This is a genomic window from Weizmannia sp. FSL K6-0777 (genome assembly GCF_038593185.1).
In the GTDB taxonomy this organism is placed as follows: Bacteria; Bacillota; Bacilli; order Bacillales; family Bacillaceae_C; genus Weizmannia; species Weizmannia faecalis.
In genome coordinates, this window is sequence record NZ_CP151971.1 from 875,254 (window position 1) to 896,176 (window position 20,923).

Consider the following 20,923-nt stretch of genomic DNA (forward strand, 5'->3'; position numbering starts at 1 on the left):
AACCGTTATCGTGGCAAGGTATGTTTAAAAATACGAAGGAACCATTGCTGAATGGAAAGATGTTTTTGTCTCCGGCTTCAGAATGGGTGGGAAGAAAGGGGCCTTCGAAGCGTTCGGGATGTCAAACGTTCATTGCATAGAAAGAGTGTTCATTCCGGTTTTCGCTTATGCTCGGCGAAACCGCTGTCGAAAAATGCATGTTTAAGCGCATGAAAGATCCTTTACTGCACGGAAAGATGCTTTTTGGCTGGATACTATAGGATATGGAGTTAAAGTGCCCTTTGCCGGGTATCATGACTGTACGGAAAGTAGCGCCCCAGATAGAAAGGAGGCATTCAGGTGAGAAAAACCCCGTTGCTTATGCCTTTACCGGCGGATTTTTTTAAAAAAGATACGTTGGAGCTGGCACGTGCCCTTCTCGGTTGCCTGCTCGTCAAAGAGACGGAAGAAGGAACGGCGGCCGGTTTTATTGTCGAAACGGAAGCATACATGGGTGCATCGGACAGGGCCGCGCACAGTTATGGAAACCGGCGGACGAAAAGAACGGAAATCATGTACCATGGCCCGGGCCACGTGTATACATACCAAATGCATACCCATTGCCTCGTGAATGTCGTCAGCGGCCGGGAAGGTACTCCGGAAGCCATCCTGATCCGCGCCTTGGAACCTTTTATGGGAACGGAGCTGATGTTTGCCCGTCGGAAAGTCAAGGAAGCAAAGCAGCTTACAAACGGTCCGGGGAAATTGGCGAAAGCGCTCGGCATTACAATGGAAGACTACGGGCGCGTATTTTACGAACGCCCGCTCTTTATTGCGGAAGGATACGAACCGGAACAAATCGAAACCGGCCCGCGCATCGGGATCGACAACACCGATGAAGCCAAACATTACCCGTACCGGTTCTGGATAAAAGAAAACCGTTATGTATCGAGGAGGGCGTAAACGGTAGGGTGGTGCGTGAAGAAAGTGCCGAAGAGAAAAAACACCGGCATGTAGCCGGTGCCGAACGATTTTATGAAAGCGGATTTTTCTCATCCCCTGGGTCCTACGATCATCGCTTATTCAAACGAGCAAATGATCCGTTTTTCTATTTTTTAATGGAGGCCGGCAAAATTGGGATAAGCCGGCCTCTTTCGCCAGTCTACCAGAAAAACCCGTAGCCGTACGGGAAGCCGTATCCGCCGTAAAAAGCCGGTCCGAGCAATGCCGATGTTGCTAGGCCGCCTGCAAACCCTCCAAGGAACGGGCCGAAACCGAATCCCCACGGTCTGAATCCCCATGGCCGGAATCCCCATGGCCGGAAACCCCACGGCCGCAATCTTACATCTTCCTGGTGAAATGTTTCATAATAAGGAACTCCCTGATAATCTGTATTCAAAGTTTTTTCCTCCTCAACCCCATTATTTTTTGTACGATAAAGCATATGTGAAAAAACCGGTGTCTGTATGGGTATCTGCCTTTTATCCCAAAAATTTGCGCTGCATCCCCCGTGCGGCTCAAGTAAGGCATTCGCCAACGTGAAATTTTAAAGCGGCGGATGTTAAAAACGGCTGGAAATATCCGATACAAATAGTAGACAAAAAAGCGGTTTTGTTCCGCCATGAAACAAGGGGCGGGACACGCCGGAAAATAAGGAGATACTTGCTATGATTGGAGCGACGCAGTGGCAGGCTGCGCATCCGCCTCTTGCAAACAGCACACCGCAGGCACAAAAGGCAACCGAGGCGGATCAGGCCAGGCCAATTGTGACAAAAGAAAACAGGGAACAAAGCCTTCCCGCCAATGAAGAAACGAAAGAAAAAGTGAAAAAAGCGGTGGACCAGCTGAACCATTTCTTGTCCGGATCATCCACCCATTTAAAATTTCAATTTCATGACCAGCTGAAAGAATATTATGTTACGATTGTCGACGACAAGACGGACCAGGTGATTAAAGAAATTCCGCCGAAAAGGATTTTGGATACGTATGCCGATATGCTGCACCATGTCGGGATTCTGGCCGATGAAAAGGTATAAGGAGGGAATTGAATGACATCCATACAAAGAATCACAGGGCTTGCGAGCGGCATGGACATCGATTCCATTGTCGAAAAAATGATGACCGCGGCAAAACAGCCTTTGGTCAAACTGCAGCAGCAAAAGCAAATTTTGGAGTGGCAGGAAGAAGACTACCGGACGCTGAACCAAAAATATTTTGACTTCCGCTCCACGCTGTCCAACATGAAATTGACAACCAAGTACAGGGTGCGTACGACAACCTCGTCAAACGAAAATAATGTGACGGCCACTGCGGCAAATAATGCTGCACTCGGATCTGCAACCATCCAAAGCGTTACGCAACTGGCAACGGCTGCGACAAAAATCAGCGGATCAGGATCTGAAACGGCAACAACGATTTCCAAATCCGGTGCCAAAATCAAAGCGGACGCAAGCCTTTACAGCCAGACCGGGAACTTTTTAAACGGCATTACTTGGAACAACGGGGTCGTGGTCTCCCAGTCTTTTTCAGGAGACGGGGATGCGACGGCATCGGTCAAACTGTCCAATCCGCCTGTTTCAACCACGACGGACGGTATTACCTATTATGCTATGAATGTGAAGGTCAATGGCAAAACCTATCAGGTTGTAAATGATAAAAGCAATATTCCTGACAATGAAAAAGGCAATTATGCCGTTTATAACGCGGAAAGCGGCGTGTTGACATTTGACAGCGCGGTATCTTCGGGATCCAGCATCAATGTGGAGTATGTAGCGGGGGCGGTGACAGAAACAAAAACATTGGCCCAGGGTACGGCAACGATGCAGCTGGGGCATGGCTTGATCGCAACGGATGCGGGCGGAGATCAGGCGTTCAGCTTAAAAATCAACAATACAAACTATGTGCTCGAAAACGACAAACTGTACGCAGAATCCGATACAGGAAAAAGCAGTCCGATCGGTACGCTGGATGCTTCAACCGGTCTGATTACGTTTACGGATTCAGCTGTATTAAGCGGAGAAAGCAACACAATTTCCGTCACTTATTCATCAAAATATGCCACCATGTCGCTCGGAAGTTATAATGAAGACGGAAGTATAAATAAAGCGACTTTTTATATTGATGGCACGGATTCTTTAAATACTGTCATGGCAGATGTAAACAACCATTCGACACTTGGGATCGGCATGTACTATGACGCAAATGCGGACAGGGTTTCGCTCACGAGAAAATCGACTGGAGACCTTAACAAAGACGGTGATGAAATCATCATTGGCGGGTCTGGCAATGATTTCTTAAATCAAACATTGCAGTTTAATGGCAGCAAAGAATCCGGCGGTGAGAATGCAAAATTTACGATGAACGGCCTGGAAACAGAACGTACGTCCAACACGTTCGCCATCAACGGCGTAACGTACACCCTTAAAAGCAAATTTGATACACCCGTCACGGTTACGGTCTCTAACGATACGGACACCATTTTCAAAAACATTAAAGATTTTGTGGACCAGTATAACAGCCTGATTGATGCCGTGCAGTCGAAGCTGAATGAAGACCGCTACCCGGATTATGCGCCGCTTACGGACGACCAACGCAAGGAATTGACGGACACGCAGCAGGACCAATGGGATAAAAAAGCGAGAAGCGGCCTTTTAAGGAATGATATGACGCTGAAAAGTTCCCTGTCGAACATGCGGTCATTGATTTATTCAAAAGTAAATAACGCCAATATTTCATCCGAATACAGCCAATTATCAAGCATCGGCATCACGACAACTTCCGACTGGCTGGAAGGCGGCAAGCTGGAAATTGATGAAGACAAGCTGAAGGCTGCGATCCAAAACGATCCGGATTCGGTTGAACTCCTGTTTCGCGCGTCCGGTAGCACAACATCGGAAAAAGGCATTGTCCAAAGGCTGTACGACAGCGTCAATCAAACGTATAACACGATCGTTGACAAAGCCGGAAAGTCCACTTATGTGAACACCCAGTTCACGATTGGGAAAAACATCAACGATTTGACGGATAAAATTAGTGACATGAATGACAAACTGGACAAGCTTGAAGACCGTTATTATGCGCAGTTTACAGCGATGGAGCAAGCGATCCAAAAATATAACAGCCAATATACTTATTTATCCAGCTTTTTCAGTCAGTAATAGTTAAAGGAGGGGCCGCAAATGGCAACACGTAATCCATACCAGGCGTATCAGAACAACTCGATTGCAACCGCATCGCCGGGCGAGCTGACATTGATGCTGTACAATGGCTGCCTGAAGTTTATCCATTTGGCGAAAAAAGCCATTGAAAACAAAAATTTTGAAGAAAAAAATAAAAACATCCAAAAAGCGCAAAACATCATCCGTGAATTGATGATGACGCTCGATACGGGCAAATTTGAAGATGCAGAAAAGATGCTTTCCCTTTACGATTTTATCCTGCGCGAACTGATCCAGGCCAATGTGAAAAATGATATGTCAAAACTCGATACAGCGGAAGAGTTGGTAACGGGTTTCCGCGACACCTGGAAGCAGGTCATCCAGGCGAACCGCCGGCAAACATACGGGCAAGGCGGCAAAGTATGATGGGCGATCTAGCCGCCTGCCTGGAGCTAACGGAAGCGCTGCTTTCGGAATTTCATAAAGAGCAGCCGAGGGATACCTTGATCCAAAACGTCCACCGGCTCCTTGACCGACGCGGCGCGCTGCTTGCTGCCATGAAACCGCCTTTTTCCGCTGAAGCGCAATTGCTTGGAAGAAAAATCATGGATCTTGACAAACAATTGAAGCCCCTGATGCAGGAAACGCTGTCCGGCATCCGGAGCGACATCCAACAAGCTGCGAAAAAGAAAACGTCCATGAAGCAGTATATTAATCCGTACCAGTCCCTGCAGTTAAATGATGGAAGGTTTTATGACCGGAAAAGATAGGAGTTCTGATCAATGCAGAACTTCTTTTTTTTTCAGGGAAAGCCGTGTAAACTGCTTTTTACAGCACCATCGGAGGGGGATGACAAATATTTCTAAGAAAAATTCGCCAAAAAAGAAGGAATTTAGACAGGCAATGTGTAAATATATAAGTGTAAGATTATTAGAGAAGGCAGCGCTTTCACTGTTCAAAGTGAAAGTACGAGCATACCGCGGTATGCAAGGGGCTGCCAGTTATGAGGAGGGGTCCACATGATGAACTACAACATTCGTGGCGAAAACATTGAGGTAACTCCGGCGATTCGGGATTATATTGAGAAAAAAGTGAACAAGTTGGATCGGTATTTCGTAGAAACGCCAGACACTTCCGTCAATGTAAAACTTAAAGTCAATCCGGATAAAACTTCCAAAGTGGAAATTACGATTCCGATGCCGCAGGTTGTATTGCGTGCGGAAGAAACCAATGAGGATATGTATGCGGCAATTGACCTGATTGCTGACAAATTGGAGCGGCAAATCCGCAAACATAAAACAAAAGTAAACCGGAAACTGCGCGAAAAAGGAAGCACGAGGGAACTGTTCACTACTCAGGACACCGGACTTAAAGAAAAACAAGCCAGGAAAGAAGAAGACTCAGAACTGCAAATTGTGCGGACCAAACATTTTAACTTAAAACCGATGGACAGTGAAGAAGCAGTGCTGCAAATGAACCTTCTGGGCCATAACTTCTTCATTTACACCGATGCGGAAACAAATCATACGAACATCGTATATCGCCGCAAAGACGGCAAATACGGGCTGATTGAAACAAAATAAGGAACGGACGAAACAAGCACCCGCGGTGAATCCGCGGGTGCTTTTGCAGCGTGGGCCCATCCGGTGAATGCAAAACGGGCCCGGTAAAGCCGGGGGCGGTTTTTAAGCAAACAACGCAAGCCGAAAAGGAACGCGGCGTCGGCAGAAGGATGAAAATCAGCCGGCGCATAGGTTTAGGGATAAAGAAAATGGCAAGGTAGGCAGGAGAAAAGCCCGGATGACAGACTGAAAACCGGAGCGGACGAGCAGCCGGCAAGGCCTACACTTGCGAACAGGAAAAAAGAGTGCATTTTATACGAGGGGGGAAAATGATGAACCTGGATTACTTGTATCATCCTTATGTATCCACCAGAAATACCATTTTTGCCAAAAAAGGAATGGTTGCCACTTCACAGCCGTTAGCTGCCCAGGCCGGCCTTGAAGCTTTACAAAAAGGCGGCAATGCGATTGATGCCGCTATTGCCGCAGCCGCCGCCTTAACGGTCGTGGAACCGGCTTCGAACGGCATCGGTTCAGATGCATTCGCCATGGTTTGGACGGGCGGGAAGCTGCATGGTTTAAATGCAAGCGGACCTGCCCCGCAGTCGATTTCCATTGAGGCTGTGAAAAAACAGGGGTATGAAAAAATGCCGGCTTATGGTGTGGTCCCGATTACGGTGCCGGGCGCGCCGGCAGCATGGGCGGCTCTATCGGAAAAATTCGGTCGGCTCCCTCTGACAGACGTTCTGCAACCGGCAATCCGGTATGCGGAAGAAGGGTACCCGCTGTCTCCGGTTTTGGGAAAATACTGGGAAAGGGCATTCCGCCGTTTTCAAACGATTTTTAAAGAAGAAATGTTCCGGCCATGGTTTGACACGTTTGCGCCGGACGGCACGGTGCCTGCAATAGGAGAAGTGTGGAAATCGCCCGGGCATGCCGCGGCATTGAAGGAAATTGCGGAAACGAAAGCAGAAAGTTTTTACAGGGGGCCGCTTGCAGAAAAAATCAGTGCCTTCATCCGGAAATGGGGCGGTTTTTTAAGCAGGGAAGATTTGGAAGCCTATCATCCCGAATGGGTGGAGCCGATTTCCACCAGCTACCGCGGCTATGAGGTGTGGGAAATGCCGCCGAACGGCCAGGGGCTTGTTGCGTTGATGGCGCTCAATATTGCGCGCGGATTTGAATTCCGTGAAAAAGACTGCGTGGATACCTATCATAAACAAATTGAGGCAATGAAACTCGCTTTTACGGACGGTAAAGCGTTCATTACAGATGCCGGGGAAATGCAGGCGGACATTGCACATTTGCTTTCGGAAGGCTATGCTGCAAACCGGCGCAGGTTGATCGGGGATCTGGCGCTGGATCCGGAACCGTATGAACTGCCAAAGAGCGGCACTGTCTATTTGGCGGCGGCGGACGGGGAAGGAAATATGGTTTCTTATATCCAAAGCAATTATATGGGATTCGGCTCCGGTATTGTCGTTCCGGGCACAGGCATTGCCTTGCAAAATCGGGGGCATGATTTTTCTTTGGATGAAACGCATGTGAATGCATTGAAAGCCGGGAAAAAGACGTATCATACGATTATTCCCGGCTTTTTAACAAAAGACGGGGAAGCTGTCGGGCCGTTTGGCGTAATGGGTGGCTATATGCAGCCACAGGGCCACTTCCAAGTGATCATGAACACGATTGATTTTCATCTTCATCCGCAGCAGGCGCTGGATGCCCCGAGATGGCAATGGACGGAAGGGAAAAAAGTGCTGGTGGAACCCCATTTTCCGAATCACCTTGTGCAAGGGCTGATTCGAAAAGGGCATGATGTTCAAGTGGCTGCGGATACGGGAGGTTTCGGCCGCGGTCAGATCATCTGGCGGAATCCGGACACGGGCGTACTGATGGGCGGCACGGAATCGCGTGCGGACGGCATGGTTGCGGCCTGGTAAAACGCTTTTCTAATTTTAAATGAGTGCGCGCGCCGCTTCAATTTTATTCAGCACAGTGGCCTGAACATTCCAAACCGGAAAAGCCGGAATCGGTTGTCCGACCATGTAAAAGGAATCTAACCATTTGCATCAAGTCCGGGCACGATGTCTTTTTACAGCAGGCAACAGCGCAGCAATATTTTGTTCATTTTATATAGCCTTAAGCACCGGCAGCACCCTCAATCCGGTCTCTTCCGCCCGGGCCTGCTGCCCACCCCGGGTTCTTTTGTTGTATGCGCTCTGTTTCAGTGTTAAAATACAATAAGGTATATTTCAGGAAACAAAATACACGCACCCGGCCGCATCCGGGGCTGTATCATCGGAATTTTCCTCAAAAAGCATGGAAACTCTGGTTTGACACGGCCGGGAAAACCCCGCGAAAAAAGAGACGCAGAAAAGAAACTGTGCTATAATTAAAATTTAAAAATCATGGCAATTACAACGATAGGGCCGAAAAGTCCTGTTTTGATACTGAAATAAAGGAGCGTTTTGAATGGTGGCTTTTTTGGACAAAGTTTTTGATGCCAACAAACGTGAACTGAAACATCTTGAGAAGATCGCAAACCAGATTGAGGAATTGGCGTCGGATATGGAAAAGCTGTCGGATGAGCAGCTGCGCGACAAGACGGAAGAGTTTAAGCAGCGTTACCAAAACGGCGAGAGCCTTGATGACCTGCTTGTGGAAGCTTTTGCGGTTGTCCGGGAAGGCGCCAGACGTGTGCTCGGGCTTTATCCTTATCATGTCCAGCTGATGGGCGGTATTACGCTCCATGAAGGAAATATTGCCGAAATGAAAACCGGTGAAGGAAAAACGCTGACCGCGACGATGCCGGTTTATTTGAACGCCCTGTCCGGAAAAGGCGTCCATGTCGTCACAGTGAACGAATACTTGGCGAAGCGGGATGCCGAGGAAATGGGCAAGCTGTACCAATTTCTTGGGCTTACTGTCGGCCTGAATTTAACCAATATGTCGAACGAAGAAAAACAGGCCGCATATGCAGCAGATATCACATACGGGACGAACAATGAATTCGGCTTCGATTATTTGCGCGACAATATGGTGCTCTACCAAGAACAAAAAGTGCAGCGGCCGCTTTATTTTGCGGTCATCGATGAAGTCGACTCGATTTTAATCGATGAAGCGCGGACGCCGCTTATTATTTCCGGACAAGCCGAAAAATCGACGGCACTGTATACACAAGCGAACGCATTTGTGCGTACATTGGAAAAAGAAAAAGATTACACTTATGACGTGAAAACGAAGAGCGTACTGCTGACGGAAGATGGCATCACGAAAGCCGAAAAATATTTTCATATCGACAACCTGTACGATATCCGCAATGTGACAATCAACCACCATATTAACCAGGCGCTGAAAGCCAATGTTGCGATGCACCGGGATGTCGACTATGTTGTGCAGGACGGGGAAATCATCATCGTCGACCAGTTCACCGGCCGCCTGATGAAAGGCCGCCGTTTCAGTGAAGGGCTCCATCAGGCGATTGAAGCAAAAGAGGGCGTGGAGATCCAGAACGAAAGCATGACGATGGCCACGATCACATTCCAGAACTATTTCCGGATGTATGCGAAGCTGGCCGGGATGACCGGTACGGCGAAAACGGAAGAAGAAGAGTTTCGCAACATTTATAACATGCGTGTTGTCGTGATCCCGACAAACCGACCGATCATCCGCGACGACCGGCCGGATTTGATTTACAAAACGATGGAAGGCAAGTTCAGAGCCGTTGTTGAGGATATTAAGCAACGCCACGACCTCGGCCAGCCGATACTTGTCGGGACGGTTGCGATCGAAACGTCTGAATTGATTTCCCAAATGCTGAAAAAGAAAGGCGTCCCGCATAACGTGTTGAACGCGAAAAACCATGCGCGTGAAGCGGAGATCATCAAACAGGCCGGGCAAAAAGGCGCGGTCACGATCGCGACCAACATGGCCGGGCGCGGTACCGATATCAAGCTTGGCGACGGTGTCGTGGAACTGGGCGGCCTTGCCGTTATCGGAACTGAACGCCATGAATCAAGGCGGATCGACAACCAGTTGCGCGGGCGTTCCGGACGCCAGGGAGATCCCGGGATCACACAGTTTTATCTGTCAATGGAAGATGAACTGATGCGTCGTTTCGGATCGGATAATATGAAGAGCATGATGGAACGGCTCGGCATGGATGATACGCAGCCGATCCAGAGCAAAATGGTGTCGCGCGCCGTTGAATCTGCACAAAAACGGGTGGAAGGCAATAACTTTGACGCCCGGAAACAACTGCTCCAATATGATGATGTCCTCCGGCAACAGCGTGAGATCATCTATAAGCAGCGCGATGAAGTACTGACGGCGGATAATTTGCGTGAAATCGTTGAAAAAATGATCCGCTCGGTCGTAGAACGCGTTGTCAACGCTAATGCACCGCTTCATGAAGATGAGGAAGAATGGAACTTGCAGGGCATTGTTGATTATGTCTTGACCAATCTGCTTCGTGAAGGCGACATCTCGCGGGAAGACTTGCTCGGAAAAGAACCGGACGAAATGGTTGACTTGATCATGGCAAAAGTGAAGATGCGCTATGATGAAAAAGAAGAAGCATTCGGGCCGGAACAGATGCGCGAATTTGAAAAAGTCATTTTGCTGCGCTCTGTTGACTCAAAATGGATCGACCATATTGATGCGATGGACCATCTCCGCGAAGGGATCCACTTGCGCGCGTACGGCCAGATCGACCCGCTACGCGAATACCAGTCAGAAGGCTTTGCCATGTTTGAAAATATGGTTGCATCCATCGAGGAAGATACGGCAAAATATATTATGAAAGCAGAAATCCAAACCAATCTGGAGCGGCAGGAAGTGGCAAAAGGCCAGGCTGTCGTGCCGGGCGGGGAAGAAACAACTGTGAAGAAAAAACCGGTCCGCAAAAAAGTGCGCATCGGCCGGAATGACCCTTGCCCGTGCGGTAGCGGCAAAAAGTATAAAAACTGCCACGGCCGGCTTGAGGCTTAAAATCAGGCAGGCATACGCAAAAAAGGAGGGGCAAAACGCCGCCCTTCTTTTTTGCGGAAAACAGCAGAAAAATTTAATGAGGTGAATGGAATGGAGTTATCAGAAATTAGAGCGGAATTGGAAAATACAGCTAAGAAATTAGCGGGTTTCAGGGGGTCTCTTTGAATTAGAAGAAAAAGAGACTCGCATTGCTGAACTGGAAGAAAGAATGCTGGAACCGAACTTTTGGGACGACCAGCAGGAAGCACAAAAAATTATTAATGAATCCAATGCTTTAAAAGAAATGGTAAACGGCTACCGTGAACTCGAGTCGCAACAGGAGGATCTCGAAGTCACGCACGAACTGGCCAAAGAAGAAAATGACTCGGAACTGAAAGAAGAGCTCGAGGCTGAGCTTGAAGCGTTCACGAAAAAATTAAATGAATACGAGCTGCAGCTGCTTTTAAACGGACCGTATGATGCGAACAATGCGATTTTGGAACTGCACCCTGGCGCGGGCGGTACAGAATCCCAGGACTGGTGTTCCATGCTGCTCAGAATGTATACACGCTGGGGCGAGAAAAAAGGCTTTAAAGTCGAAACCCTTGATTACCTCCCGGGCGACGAAGCCGGTGTGAAAAGTGTCACCCTTCTTTTCAAAGGGCATAATGCGTATGGTTATCTTAAAGCGGAAAAAGGCATTCACCGTCTTGTCCGGATCTCGCCGTTTGATGCAGCCGGCCGGCGCCACACATCGTTCGTCTCGTGCGAAGTGATGCCGGAAATAGACGACAATATTGAAGTGGAAATCCGGCCGGAAGATTTGCGTGTCGACACATACCGGGCAAGTGGTGCAGGCGGCCAGCACATTAACAAAACATCTTCAGCTGTCCGGATGACCCATATTCCGACCGGGATTGTCGTCTCCTGCCAATCGGAACGTTCGCAAATTCAGAACCGCGAACAAGCCATGAAAATGCTGAAAGCGAAATTGTACCAAAAAGAAGTAGAAGAAAAAGAAAAACAATTGGCAGAAATCCGCGGTGAACAGAAAGAGATCGGATGGGGCAGCCAAATTCGTTCTTATGTGTTCCATCCCTATTCGATGGTAAAAGATCACCGCACAAATGTTGAAACAGGGAATGTCCAGGCGGTGATGGATGGCGAAATTGATCCGTTCATTGACGCTTACCTGCGTGCGCATATTTCGTAATGAGAAAAAGTTTTTCTGAAAAATTGAACGCATGACAGGCCGGATGCCACAATGCCAGAAAATATAGAGGGGTGCGAAACAAGCGGTCCTGTATATTGGTGTGTGGCATCCGTTTTTTTATGAAAAGGGGGAGGGAAATGGCAAAGAAAAGGAGAAAGCCGGAGAACAAATACTGGACGATGCTGAAAGAATACATTTATATCCTTGCTGGATCAGCGATCGTTGCCATTACATTTAATGTTTTCCTGCTTCCAAATAATATTGCGTCCGGCGGCGTCAGCGGGATCAGCACGATTTTGCACGGATTGTTCGGATGGAAGCCGGCTTACGTGCAATGGGGGCTCAACATTCCGCTATTTATTGCCGGCCTCATTTTTTTAGGTTACCAATTTGGCATTAAAACACTTGTTGGCACCGTGTTTTTGCCGTTTGTTGTTTTTTTAACGGAAGATTGGCAGCCGTGGACGCATGACGCATTGCTGGCCGCACTTTTTGGCGGAATCGGCGTCGGGGCTGGGCTCGGGATTGTGTTTCTTGGCAGGGCTTCAACCGGCGGAACCGATCTGGCCGCGCAAATTATCCATAAATTTACCGGCATCTCACTCGGGAAATGTGTACTTGGCATTGACGGGCTTGTTGTCCTGTCAGCAGCTGCCGTTTTTGATATTGAAAAGGGTTTGTATGCAATCATCGGGCTGTTTGTCACAAGCAAGACCATTGACCTCGTCCAGGTCGGCCTGAACCGTTCGAAAAATGTACTGATCATTTCTGACAAACACGAGGATATCCGGAAAGAGATTTTGTTCCAGATCGACCGGGGGGTTACAAGGCTCCATGCATATGGCGGATTTACCGACCATGAAAAACCGATTCTCATGTGTGTCGTCGATCAGTCTGAATTTATTAAGTTAAGAAACCTTGTTAAAACCATTGACGGGAAGGCATTTGTTGTTGTGATGGATGCCGCCGAAGTGCTGGGCGAAGGTTTTAACATGCCGTAGCCGCCGGTTTACGCGTTTTTCGTATTTCTTTCCCTACCTAGGCGGACATTCGGTATAATGGAAGAAGAATGTGCACAGGAGGGAGGGCTTCGTATGAAATGGCGCGCAGCTTTGGCGGCGGTTCTGCTTGCAGCTGGACTTTCCGCCTGCGGGAACGGATCTCCATCGTCAGACGGCGGGAAAAACACGGCAAGTGGCGGCGATGCCGAAAAACTGGTAGACCAAAAATGTTCTGCCTGCCATGGCGATCAATTGCAAGGAAATGTCGGGCCGAATTTGCAGCATATCGGTTCTAAGCTCAGCGAAAAACAGATTTTAAATGTCATTGAAAACGGAAAAGGAGACATGCCAAAAGGGCTTTTAAAGGGAGACGATGCCCAAAAAGTCGCGAAATGGCTTTCCAAGAAAAAATGACAAAAACGGACCGGAAAACCGGCCCGTTTTTTGGTAAAGGTGGAAAGTTTTTTCTACAGCAACTGCAAAAATACCGGCTCAGTAAGGGATAAAAAGGCGAGCGTTACGCGACCTTTTTGAAAAAAACGAAAAAAATAAAATTAAACGTTTACAAATATAAAAGTCATGTGTTATAATGTAAAAAAATTTCCAATAGGTTGTAATACAGGAAATAAATTCACATCATGTTTCTGTTATTCGTTTGTACCTTTGTACTACTTCTAACCATACGGAGATGGGTTTACAAAAACGGGAAGCCAAAGAGATAATGGATCTTTATGGAAGAATGGGGGAGAAAAATCATGGGGTTTTGGGTCATGCTTTTTTGCTTTGTTGTCGGAATTGTTCTTCTTGTGAACAGCTTTAAGTACAGGAAAAACAAGACAGCCAGATTTGGGATTGAACTTGTAGTCGGGTTCATTTTTTTGGCAATATCAGTATATATGGCACTGCCAAAATGAGAATGCTTATGATATAAAGGAATCATTTGTAACCATGCTATCTATATTACAATTGATTAGTAGTGGTTAGGTTCAGGCATTATTATGATCTTCGTACCAACTAACATTACAGGTCAAGGATATAATGGAAATAGATGAATAGGGACATTTTTAGTGGCGGACTGTGTTGTAAGCGTAATTTCTTTTATTACCGGGTTTTTTTCGAAAAAGTGAATGCGAGGACACAGTGAATGAAAATAGGGATTCCCATACGACGGGAATCCCTATTTTTTGTCGAGGGAGGGAGAATGATGGGGAAGTGTCAACGGTATTCATTTATAGTTTCAGACAAGGCTTAAAAAGTTCCAAAATGCGAAGCGATCCTCAAAAAAATGTTCACCCCCATTAGAAAATTTGAAACAAAACTGTAATGTCGCTCAAGGGTAGGGATGCTATAATAATAAATGTGCGAATTTCGAGCAATTATGCGAATTCTCGCGCGTTGAAAAGAGAAAAAAGTCAAATTTTATGCGGAAAGGTTTTCACACAGCCTTTTCTTACAGCAAATCATCCTGTACGGCTCTTTTACAGGGACGGGTGTGCAGGGAATGCAAAAATTGGCGTTTTTTGCCGGTGCCGTTGACACATTTTTCATTCCGGCACGTTACATTGAAAAAAAGCTAGGTGAGGAAATGATAGAATTAAAGGACGTCTATAAAAAGTACCCGAACGGCGTCATGGCTGTGAGCGGGTTAAATATAAAAATCAACCAGGGCGAATTTGTTTATATCGTTGGCCCGAGCGGCGCGGGTAAGTCCACGCTCGTCAAACTGATTTACCGCGAAGAAAAGCCGACAGCAGGGACCGTCACTGTAAACGGCATCAATCTTTCAAAACTCCGGGACAAACGAATCCCTTATTTCCGACGGCAGATCGGTGTCGTATTCCAGGATTTTAAGCTGCTACCGACATTGACTGTATATGAAAATATCGCGTTTGCTCTCGAAGTGATCGAGCAGGAACCTTCTTATATCCGGAGCCGCGTCATGGAAGTACTCGACCAGGTCGGGTTGAAAAATAAAGCAAGAATGCTGCCTTCTGAGTTGTCCGGCGGTGAACAGCAGCGGGTTTCCATCGCGCGTTCCATCGTCAACATGCCGAAAGTGGTCATTGCCGACGAGCCGACAGGAAACCTCGACCCGGAAACTTCATGGGACATTATGAAAATCCTCGAAGACATCAACGTAACCGGGACAACGGTTGTCATGGCTACCCATAACCGTGATATTGTAAACACAAACAAGCACCGCGTCATTGCCATTGAAGGCGGGAAAGTGGTGCGCGATGAGCAGCTGGGAGGTTACGGTTATGAAGATTAATACGCTTAAACGCCACTTCCGGGAAAGTTTTAAAAGCCTTGGCCGGAATGGCTGGATGATGTTTGCATCGGCAAGTGCCGTAACGATTACCCTGCTTCTTGTCGGCGTATTTTTCGTGATCATCCTGAACATGAATAAATTTGCTTCCGATATTGAAAACGACGTGGAAATTCGCGTCCATATCGACTTAGCGGCGAAGGCTGCCGACAGGGAAAAACTGGAAAGCGAGATTGAGAGTCTGAATGCCGTCAATTCCGTCAAGTTTTCTTCTAAACAACAGGAACTAAAAGAATTGATTAAAAGAATGGGTGATGACTTTAAACTGTTCCAGCAGGACAACCCATTGTATGACGTATTTATTGTCAAAACAAAGCAGCCGACGGACACGCCAAAAGTTGCGGCGCAAATTCAAAAAATGGACCATGTCGAATCCGTCATTTATGGTAAAGGAAAAGTGGAAAAGCTGTTCCATGTTTTAAGTATCTGCCGCAATGTCGGGCTTGTGTTAATCATTGCCCTGCTGCTTACGGCGATGTTCCTTATCTCAAATACGATTAAAATTACGATTTTTGCCAGAAGAAAAGAAATCGAGATTATGAAACTGGTAGGGGCGACAAACTGGTTTATCCGCTGGCCGTTTCTTCTCGAAGGGCTCTGGCTCGGAATCCTGGGGTCCATTCTGCCGATTGTGCTGATTTCCTTCGGCTATTACTCTGTTTATAAAATCGTAGAGCCGAAGCTGCAAAACAATATTATCCATATGCTTGATATCAGCCCGTTCATTTACGGCGTAGACGGCCTGCTGCTTGTACTTGGCGTCTGCATTGGAATCTGGGGCAGTTCGATGTCGATCCGCCGTTATTTGAAAGTGTAACGGGAACGGCCGGGATGCATTCCACTCCCGTCCGCCTGATTTTTTATTCTATACCCTTTCTGTTCATTTTAAAACACAGGAAAAACGGGGCGTTGCGTCCCCGGATACATAAAACAAAAACATTTTGCTTTGAGGGGGAAAAAGATGAAGAAGCGTTCCATTCTGCCTGCTGCCGTTGTGTTCACGCTCAGCTTGGGCGGCATGCTTGGCTACCAGTCCAATGCTGCTGCGGCCGGCGATTTGCAGCAGAAAAAAAGCGAGATTGAGAGTAAACTTTCCAATGTCGAATCAGAGATGAACAAAAAAGAAAACCAGATTTCCGACATTCAAGACAAGCAGGCTTCTCTCGGCGGCCAGCTTGAGGCCATTGAATCGAAAATTCAATCGGCGAACAAAAAAATCAGCGAGCAGGAACAGAATATCAGCACAACGAAAGACCAGATTGCTGATTTGAAGAAAAATATCGCTGAAATCAAAAAGCGGATTGAAGACCGGAACGCTATTTTAAAAGACCGCGCCCGTGCCATGCAGAAAAACGGCGGCGGTTCGGTCAATTATTTGGATGTTTTTCTTGAAGCGAAAAGCGTTGGTGATTTTATTGACCGCTTTTCAGCAGTGAAGACATTGGTTGAAGCAGACCGGCAAATTTTGGAAGAACAGAAAAAAGATGAACAGGATTTAAAGGACAAACAGGCTTCAGTGGAAAAGAAACTGTCCGATTTGGAATCGATGCTGTCTGATTTACAATCATTAAAAGACAGTCTGAAACAGGATGAGAGCGAGAAATCGGCATTAATCAAAAAGCTGGAAAAACAAAAAGACAGCCTTAAAGAAGAGAAAATGTCGCTGAGTGAACAAAAGAGCATCCTGGCTGACCAAAAAGCTTCCATTGAAAAAGCCATTGCGTTTGCGAAAAAGCAAGCGGAGGAAGAAAGAAAGGCTGCAGCAAAAGCAGATGCAGCAGCAAAGGCACAAACGAATGCAGGATCAACAGGATCAGCAGGATCAAACGCAGGGACAACCCGCTCTGCATCGGTCAAGTCAAGTTCCGGGAGCCATTCCGGCGGATCCCTTCCGCAAGTATCTTCCGGGTCCTTTACGCGACCGGCATCCGGATATATTTCATCTGAATTCGGCGGGCGTTCCGGCGGGTTCCATCCGGGCATTGACATTGCCAACAGCATCGGGACACCGGTTGTCGCTGCAGCCGACGGTGTCGTGTTCAGGGCGTACCACTCTTCTTCATACGGGAATTGCGTCATGATCACCCACTATATTAACGGGAAGTTGTACACAACCGTTTATGCCCATTTGAGCTCGTACAGCGTCAGCACCGGGCAGCACGTCAGCAAAGGGCAGCAGATCGGAGCAATGGGAAATACCGGGGAATCAACAGGACCGCATCTTCACTTTGAAATTTATAACGGCCGCTGGACACCACCGCCACATACCGGTGCCCAAAACCCGAGAAACTATGTTAACTTTTAATAAGGACGAAAAAAAGAACCGTATCCATTGGTGCGGTTCTTTTTGCATGCAATGGCAGGGAAAGTGCTGTACGATAGGTAAGGCGCAAATATTATGGTATGATACAATTGTTATTTTTGCTGCGCAAACATATCCTATATCAATTCCAAAACACTTCACCGTGTTCCCGGATACCGGCCGGGAACAAACCTCAAGCAGGAACAAAGGGTGTACGAAAAGGAGAACGCAATGATTATAACGGTACTACTGGTTATCTTGTTTCTTTTGAATTTTATTCTGGCGGGAACCGTTATTTTCCTGGAACGGCGAGATGTCGGCGCAACTTGGGCATGGCTTTTGGTGCTATTATTCCTGCCGATTGCCGGCTTTATCCTGTATTTGGTATTCGGGCAAAATTTAAGCCGCCGGAAAATTTTTGACTGGAAGGTACAGGAGAAGATCGGCATTAAGGAAATTTCCCAGCAGCAAATTGAACTGCTGCGCGAAAACCGGTTCCCGTTTCATGATGAGCGGACAATCCAGTACAAGGATCTCGTTTATATGCTGCTGATGAATGACGGGGCGATTCTTTCCCAGGACAATCACGTCGATATCTTTACAGATGGCAGGAAAAAATTCGAGGCTTTATTTGAAGACATCCGGAATGCAAAAGACAGTATTCATCTTGTATATTATATTTTCCGGAATGACCGCCTCGGCCAGGAATTGATTGAACTGCTGTCGCAAAAAGCAAAAGAAGGTGTAAAGGTGCGGCTGCTTTATGATGATATGGGGTCGCGAATGCTGTTCCGCCGCAAATTTTTCCGGCCGCTTGTTGTTGCTGGTGGGGAAGTGGCGTCCTTTTTTCCTGCCCGGATCCCGCTCGTCAATTTGCGCGTCAATTTCAGGAATCACCGGAAATTGGCGATTATTGATGGGCAGATCGGATATATCGGCGGTTTTAACGTTGGGGATGAGTATCTTGGTCTGAATAAGAAATTCGGTTACTGGCGGGATACGCATCTACGGATTGTAGGGAGTGCTGTTTATGCCATGCAGACTCGCTTTATTTTGGACTGGAATCAGGCGTCACCGCACGATGTAAGAGATGAAGAACGTTATTTCCCGGTCATCCCATCGCAGGGTGAAACCGATATCCAAATCGTCTCAAGCGGCCCCGATTCTGAATGGGAGCAGATTAAAAACAGCTATATTAAAATGATCAATTCCGCCAAAAAATATATTTATTTACAAACACCATATTTTATTCCGGATGACAGCCTCCTGAATGCGCTGACGCTTGCCGCCTTATCCGGAGTGGATGTTCGGATTATGATTCCAAATAAACCGGATCATATGTTTGTCTACTGGGCGACGCTTTCCAACATCGGCCAGCTGTTAAAAACGGGCGTCAAAGTGTACATTTATCAAAAAGGGTTCATCCATGCGAAAATGATTGTCGTAGACGGGAAAATTGCTTCCGTTGGGACGGCCAATATCGATGTGCGCAGTTTCCGTCTCAATTTTGAAGTGAACGCCTTGCTGTACGACCGTGAGCTTTCCGGCACACTTGCCGGCGTTTTCCGGGACGATATGGCCGAATCAACCGAATTAACGCTCCATGATTACCAGAACCGGCCGCTTTATGTGCGGTTTAAAGAGTCCATTTCCCGGCTATTGTCGCCAATATTGTAGAAGAAAAAGAAAATTTTTTCAAAAAAAGGTTGACGGTTTGCCATTGGTCTTCTATAATCTTAAACAATAAGTCATTCAAAATTGAATTATGAAAAGAAACTCTTATCGAGAGCGGCGGAGGGACTAGGCCCTGCGAAGCCCGGCAACCTTCAGGCATTTGCCTGAAAAGGTGCTAATTCCTACAGACATGCGTCTGAAAGATAAGGGAGGAACTTACATACATTGTAACCCTCTTCCCTTACGAAGAGGGTTTTTTCACTTCCTCTTCCATCTTTCACGGAAAAATTTTAAAAAATCAGGAGGCTTTAAAATGACACAACCATCATTACAACCGGAAACTTTATTGCTGCACGGCGGCCAGGAACCGGACCCGGCGACAGGATCGCGCGCCGTACCGGTATACCGGACGACTTCTTACGTTTTTCCGGATACAGAACATGCAGAGGGCGTCTTCAATTTATCAAAAGAAGGTTTCATTTATTCCCGTCTCGGCAATCCGACTGTGGATGTTTTTGAAAAACGTGTTGCTGCACTGGAAGGCGGAACAGCGGCTGTCGGTTTATCATCCGGCGCATCGGCCATTGCCTTTTCCATTTTGAACATCGTGCGTGCGGGTGATGACATCGTATCTGCCAGCAATCTTTACGGCGGCACCTATAATTTGTTTGCTGTGACATTGCCGAAATATGGCATTAACGTCAAGTTTGTGGATGGGTCCGACCCTGAAGCGTTCCGCCAGGCGATCACCCCGAAAACAAAAGCATTGTACGCGGAAATTATCGGCAACCCAAGCCTGCAGGTGCTCGACGTGGAAAAAGTGGCGGAAGTGGCCCATGAAAACGGTATTCCTTTGATTGTCGACAACACGTTTGCTTCTCCGTATGGCGCGAATCCGATCAAATGGGGCGCGGACGTGGTTGTCCATTCGGCGACAAAATGGATCGGCGGGCACGGAACGGCGATCGGCGGTGTTGCCGTTGACGGCGGGCGTTTTGACTGGAACACAGACAAATTTCCGGACTTTAGTGAACCGGATCCGAGCTACCACGGCTTGCGCTACGGCGTCGACACGGCACAGGCTGCGTTCGCCACAAAACTTCGTGTTCAGCTTTTGCGCGACTTCGGGCCGACTTTAAGTCCGGACAACGCCTTTTTATTCCTGCAAGGGCTTGAAACGCTGCATCTGCGTGTGGAAAGGCATAACGAAAATGCATTGAAAGTCGCGGAATTTCTGAAAAACCATCCAGATGTTGCATGGGTCAATTATCCGGGACTTGAAGACCATCCGTCCCATGAGCTGGCGCAAAAATATTTGAACGGCGGCTACGGCTCCATTGTCAACTTTGGTGTCAAAGGCGGCCGGGAAACAGGAAGGCGCGTGATCGACAATATTAAGCTGTGGTCGCATGTAGCGAATGTCGGCGACGCGAAATCGCTGATCATCCACCCAGCAACGACTACGCATTCGCAGCTGAGCGATGAAGAACTGGAAAAATCAGGGGTTACAGGCGATTTAATCCGCCTGTCTGTCGGGCTCGAAGCCGTTGAAGATTTGACAGCTGACCTGGATCAGGCCATTACAAAAGCAACAGCCGTTACAGCCCGGTAAAAGCGGGGAGCAGGCCCGGCAGATTCGTGCGAAGGTCGCCATGGCGAATGCCAACAGGCGATCCGGAAAACTTATACGAAACCGTTCTGGGCTGATCCCATTGAACAATGTTGCGGCCCGGAC

The 20,923-nt window shown here is 47.5% G+C and carries 17 protein-coding genes and 1 riboswitch; of the genes, 16 read left to right on the top strand and 1 reads right to left on the bottom strand.

The genetic code is table 11. From position 1 onward, the window contains the following. The first annotated feature begins 360 nt into the window (after positions 1–360). Complete coding sequence (locus tag NST70_RS03925) at positions 361–942, top strand: DNA-3-methyladenine glycosylase (RefSeq protein ID WP_035182234.1); 582 nt, start codon at positions 361–363, stop codon at positions 940–942. 199 nt (positions 943–1,141) lie between these two features. Here NST70_RS03925 and NST70_RS03930 read toward each other — a convergent pair whose 3' ends face one another. After that, complete coding sequence (locus tag NST70_RS03930; RefSeq protein WP_026684154.1) at positions 1,142–1,378, bottom strand: hypothetical protein; 237 nt, start codon at positions 1,376–1,378, stop codon at positions 1,142–1,144. A gap of 268 nt (positions 1,379–1,646) precedes the next feature. Between NST70_RS03930 and flaG the strand changes: the two genes are divergently transcribed. The 15 genes from flaG to NST70_RS04005 all read left to right on the top strand — a co-directional run bounded on the left by flaG (position 1,647) and on the right by NST70_RS04005 (position 20,800). Next, a complete protein-coding gene (gene flaG, locus NST70_RS03935; protein ID WP_017551657.1) occupies positions 1,647–2,015 on the top strand; it encodes a flagellar protein FlaG in 369 nt (122 codons plus the stop codon). A gap of 12 nt (positions 2,016–2,027) precedes the next feature. Then, positions 2,028–4,136 carry a flagellar filament capping protein FliD gene (gene fliD / locus NST70_RS03940; RefSeq protein WP_061577062.1) on the top strand — a complete coding sequence of 703 codons (2,109 nt, stop codon included), beginning with the start codon at positions 2,028–2,030 and terminating at the stop codon, positions 4,134–4,136. A 21-nt stretch (positions 4,137–4,157) separates the two neighbouring features. Next, on the top strand, positions 4,158–4,562 hold the full coding sequence (gene fliS / locus NST70_RS03945) for a flagellar export chaperone FliS (protein ID WP_014095877.1): 405 nt from the start codon (positions 4,158–4,160) through the stop codon (positions 4,560–4,562). Then, the gene (locus NST70_RS03950; RefSeq protein ID WP_026104639.1) at positions 4,559–4,906 is read left to right on the top strand and encodes a flagellar protein FliT; all 348 of its coding nucleotides are present in this window, start codon (positions 4,559–4,561) and stop codon (positions 4,904–4,906) included. Before fliS ends, NST70_RS03950 begins: the two co-directional genes overlap by 4 nt. A 249-nt stretch (positions 4,907–5,155) precedes the next feature. Further along, the gene (gene raiA / locus NST70_RS03955) at positions 5,156–5,719 is read left to right on the top strand and encodes a ribosome-associated translation inhibitor RaiA (RefSeq protein ID WP_017551661.1); all 564 of its coding nucleotides are present in this window, start codon (positions 5,156–5,158) and stop codon (positions 5,717–5,719) included. A gap of 311 nt (positions 5,720–6,030) precedes the next feature. Beyond that, positions 6,031–7,641, top strand: a complete 1,611-nt coding sequence (locus NST70_RS03960; RefSeq protein WP_185740927.1) for a gamma-glutamyltransferase family protein — start codon at positions 6,031–6,033, stop codon at positions 7,639–7,641. A 532-nt stretch (positions 7,642–8,173) separates the two neighbouring features. Next, positions 8,174–10,690, top strand: a complete 2,517-nt coding sequence (gene secA / locus NST70_RS03965; RefSeq protein WP_110133861.1) for a preprotein translocase subunit SecA — start codon at positions 8,174–8,176, stop codon at positions 10,688–10,690. A 90-nt stretch (positions 10,691–10,780) separates the two neighbouring features. Next, positions 10,781–11,882 (top strand): peptide chain release factor 2 gene (gene prfB, locus NST70_RS03970; protein WP_110134287.1). Its coding sequence is split into 2 segments (ribosomal slippage): positions 10,781–10,852 and positions 10,854–11,882, totalling 1,101 coding nucleotides; the frame shifts between segments, so codons are not numbered across the junction. 137 nt (positions 11,883–12,019) lie between these two features. Then, the gene (locus NST70_RS03975) at positions 12,020–12,883 is read left to right on the top strand and encodes a YitT family protein (protein WP_071451767.1); all 864 of its coding nucleotides are present in this window, start codon (positions 12,020–12,022) and stop codon (positions 12,881–12,883) included. 93 nt (positions 12,884–12,976) lie between these two features. After that, positions 12,977–13,297 (top strand): cytochrome c551, encoded by a 321-nt coding sequence (gene cccB, locus NST70_RS03980; protein WP_017551668.1) that lies wholly within the window; start codon positions 12,977–12,979, stop codon positions 13,295–13,297. A gap of 1,171 nt (positions 13,298–14,468) precedes the next feature. After that, positions 14,469–15,155 carry a cell division ATP-binding protein FtsE gene (gene ftsE, locus NST70_RS03985; protein WP_026684159.1) on the top strand — a complete coding sequence of 229 codons (687 nt, stop codon included), beginning with the start codon at positions 14,469–14,471 and terminating at the stop codon, positions 15,153–15,155. Continuing rightward, positions 15,145–16,029: a permease-like cell division protein FtsX gene (ftsX, locus tag NST70_RS03990; RefSeq protein WP_014095867.1), complete on the top strand. Its 885-nt coding sequence runs from the start codon at positions 15,145–15,147 to the stop codon at positions 16,027–16,029. The genes ftsE and ftsX overlap by 11 nt, the downstream gene beginning before the upstream one ends. Before the next feature lie 144 nt (positions 16,030–16,173). Next, the gene (locus tag NST70_RS03995) at positions 16,174–17,517 is read left to right on the top strand and encodes a peptidoglycan DD-metalloendopeptidase family protein (RefSeq protein ID WP_017551671.1); all 1,344 of its coding nucleotides are present in this window, start codon (positions 16,174–16,176) and stop codon (positions 17,515–17,517) included. Between the two features lie 228 nt (positions 17,518–17,745). Continuing rightward, complete coding sequence (cls, locus tag NST70_RS04000) at positions 17,746–19,191, top strand: cardiolipin synthase (protein WP_046721401.1); 1,446 nt, start codon at positions 17,746–17,748, stop codon at positions 19,189–19,191. 99 nt (positions 19,192–19,290) lie between these two features. Beyond that, a riboswitch (SAM riboswitch) is annotated at positions 19,291–19,398 on the top strand. 103 nt (positions 19,399–19,501) lie between these two features. Then, complete coding sequence (locus NST70_RS04005) at positions 19,502–20,800, top strand: O-acetylhomoserine aminocarboxypropyltransferase/cysteine synthase family protein (RefSeq protein ID WP_071451768.1); 1,299 nt, start codon at positions 19,502–19,504, stop codon at positions 20,798–20,800. Positions 20,801–20,923: the final 123 nt, after the last annotated feature.

Bases quoted from the DNA above. Each gene is read 5' to 3' on its own strand.
- secA (WP_110133861.1), top strand. From the start codon at position 8,174: ATGGTGGCTTTTTTGGACAAAGTTTTTGATGCCAACAAACGTGAACTG.
- cccB (WP_017551668.1), top strand. From the start codon at position 12,977: ATGAAATGGCGCGCAGCTTTGGCGGCGGTTCTGCTTGCAGCTGGACTT.
- NST70_RS04005 (WP_071451768.1), top strand. From the start codon at position 19,502: ATGACACAACCATCATTACAACCGGAAACTTTATTGCTGCACGGCGGC.
- cls (WP_046721401.1), top strand. From the start codon at position 17,746: ATGATTATAACGGTACTACTGGTTATCTTGTTTCTTTTGAATTTTATT.
- NST70_RS03950 (WP_026104639.1), top strand. From the start codon at position 4,559: ATGATGGGCGATCTAGCCGCCTGCCTGGAGCTAACGGAAGCGCTGCTT.
- NST70_RS03995 (WP_017551671.1), top strand. From the start codon at position 16,174: ATGAAGAAGCGTTCCATTCTGCCTGCTGCCGTTGTGTTCACGCTCAGC.
- flaG (WP_017551657.1), top strand. From the start codon at position 1,647: ATGATTGGAGCGACGCAGTGGCAGGCTGCGCATCCGCCTCTTGCAAAC.
- raiA (WP_017551661.1), top strand. From the start codon at position 5,156: ATGATGAACTACAACATTCGTGGCGAAAACATTGAGGTAACTCCGGCG.
- fliD (WP_061577062.1), top strand. From the start codon at position 2,028: ATGACATCCATACAAAGAATCACAGGGCTTGCGAGCGGCATGGACATC.
- NST70_RS03925 (WP_035182234.1), top strand. From the start codon at position 361: ATGCCTTTACCGGCGGATTTTTTTAAAAAAGATACGTTGGAGCTGGCA.
- ftsE (WP_026684159.1), top strand. From the start codon at position 14,469: ATGATAGAATTAAAGGACGTCTATAAAAAGTACCCGAACGGCGTCATG.
- NST70_RS03960 (WP_185740927.1), top strand. From the start codon at position 6,031: ATGAACCTGGATTACTTGTATCATCCTTATGTATCCACCAGAAATACC.
- fliS (WP_014095877.1), top strand. From the start codon at position 4,158: ATGGCAACACGTAATCCATACCAGGCGTATCAGAACAACTCGATTGCA.
- ftsX (WP_014095867.1), top strand. From the start codon at position 15,145: ATGAAGATTAATACGCTTAAACGCCACTTCCGGGAAAGTTTTAAAAGC.
- NST70_RS03975 (WP_071451767.1), top strand. From the start codon at position 12,020: ATGGCAAAGAAAAGGAGAAAGCCGGAGAACAAATACTGGACGATGCTG.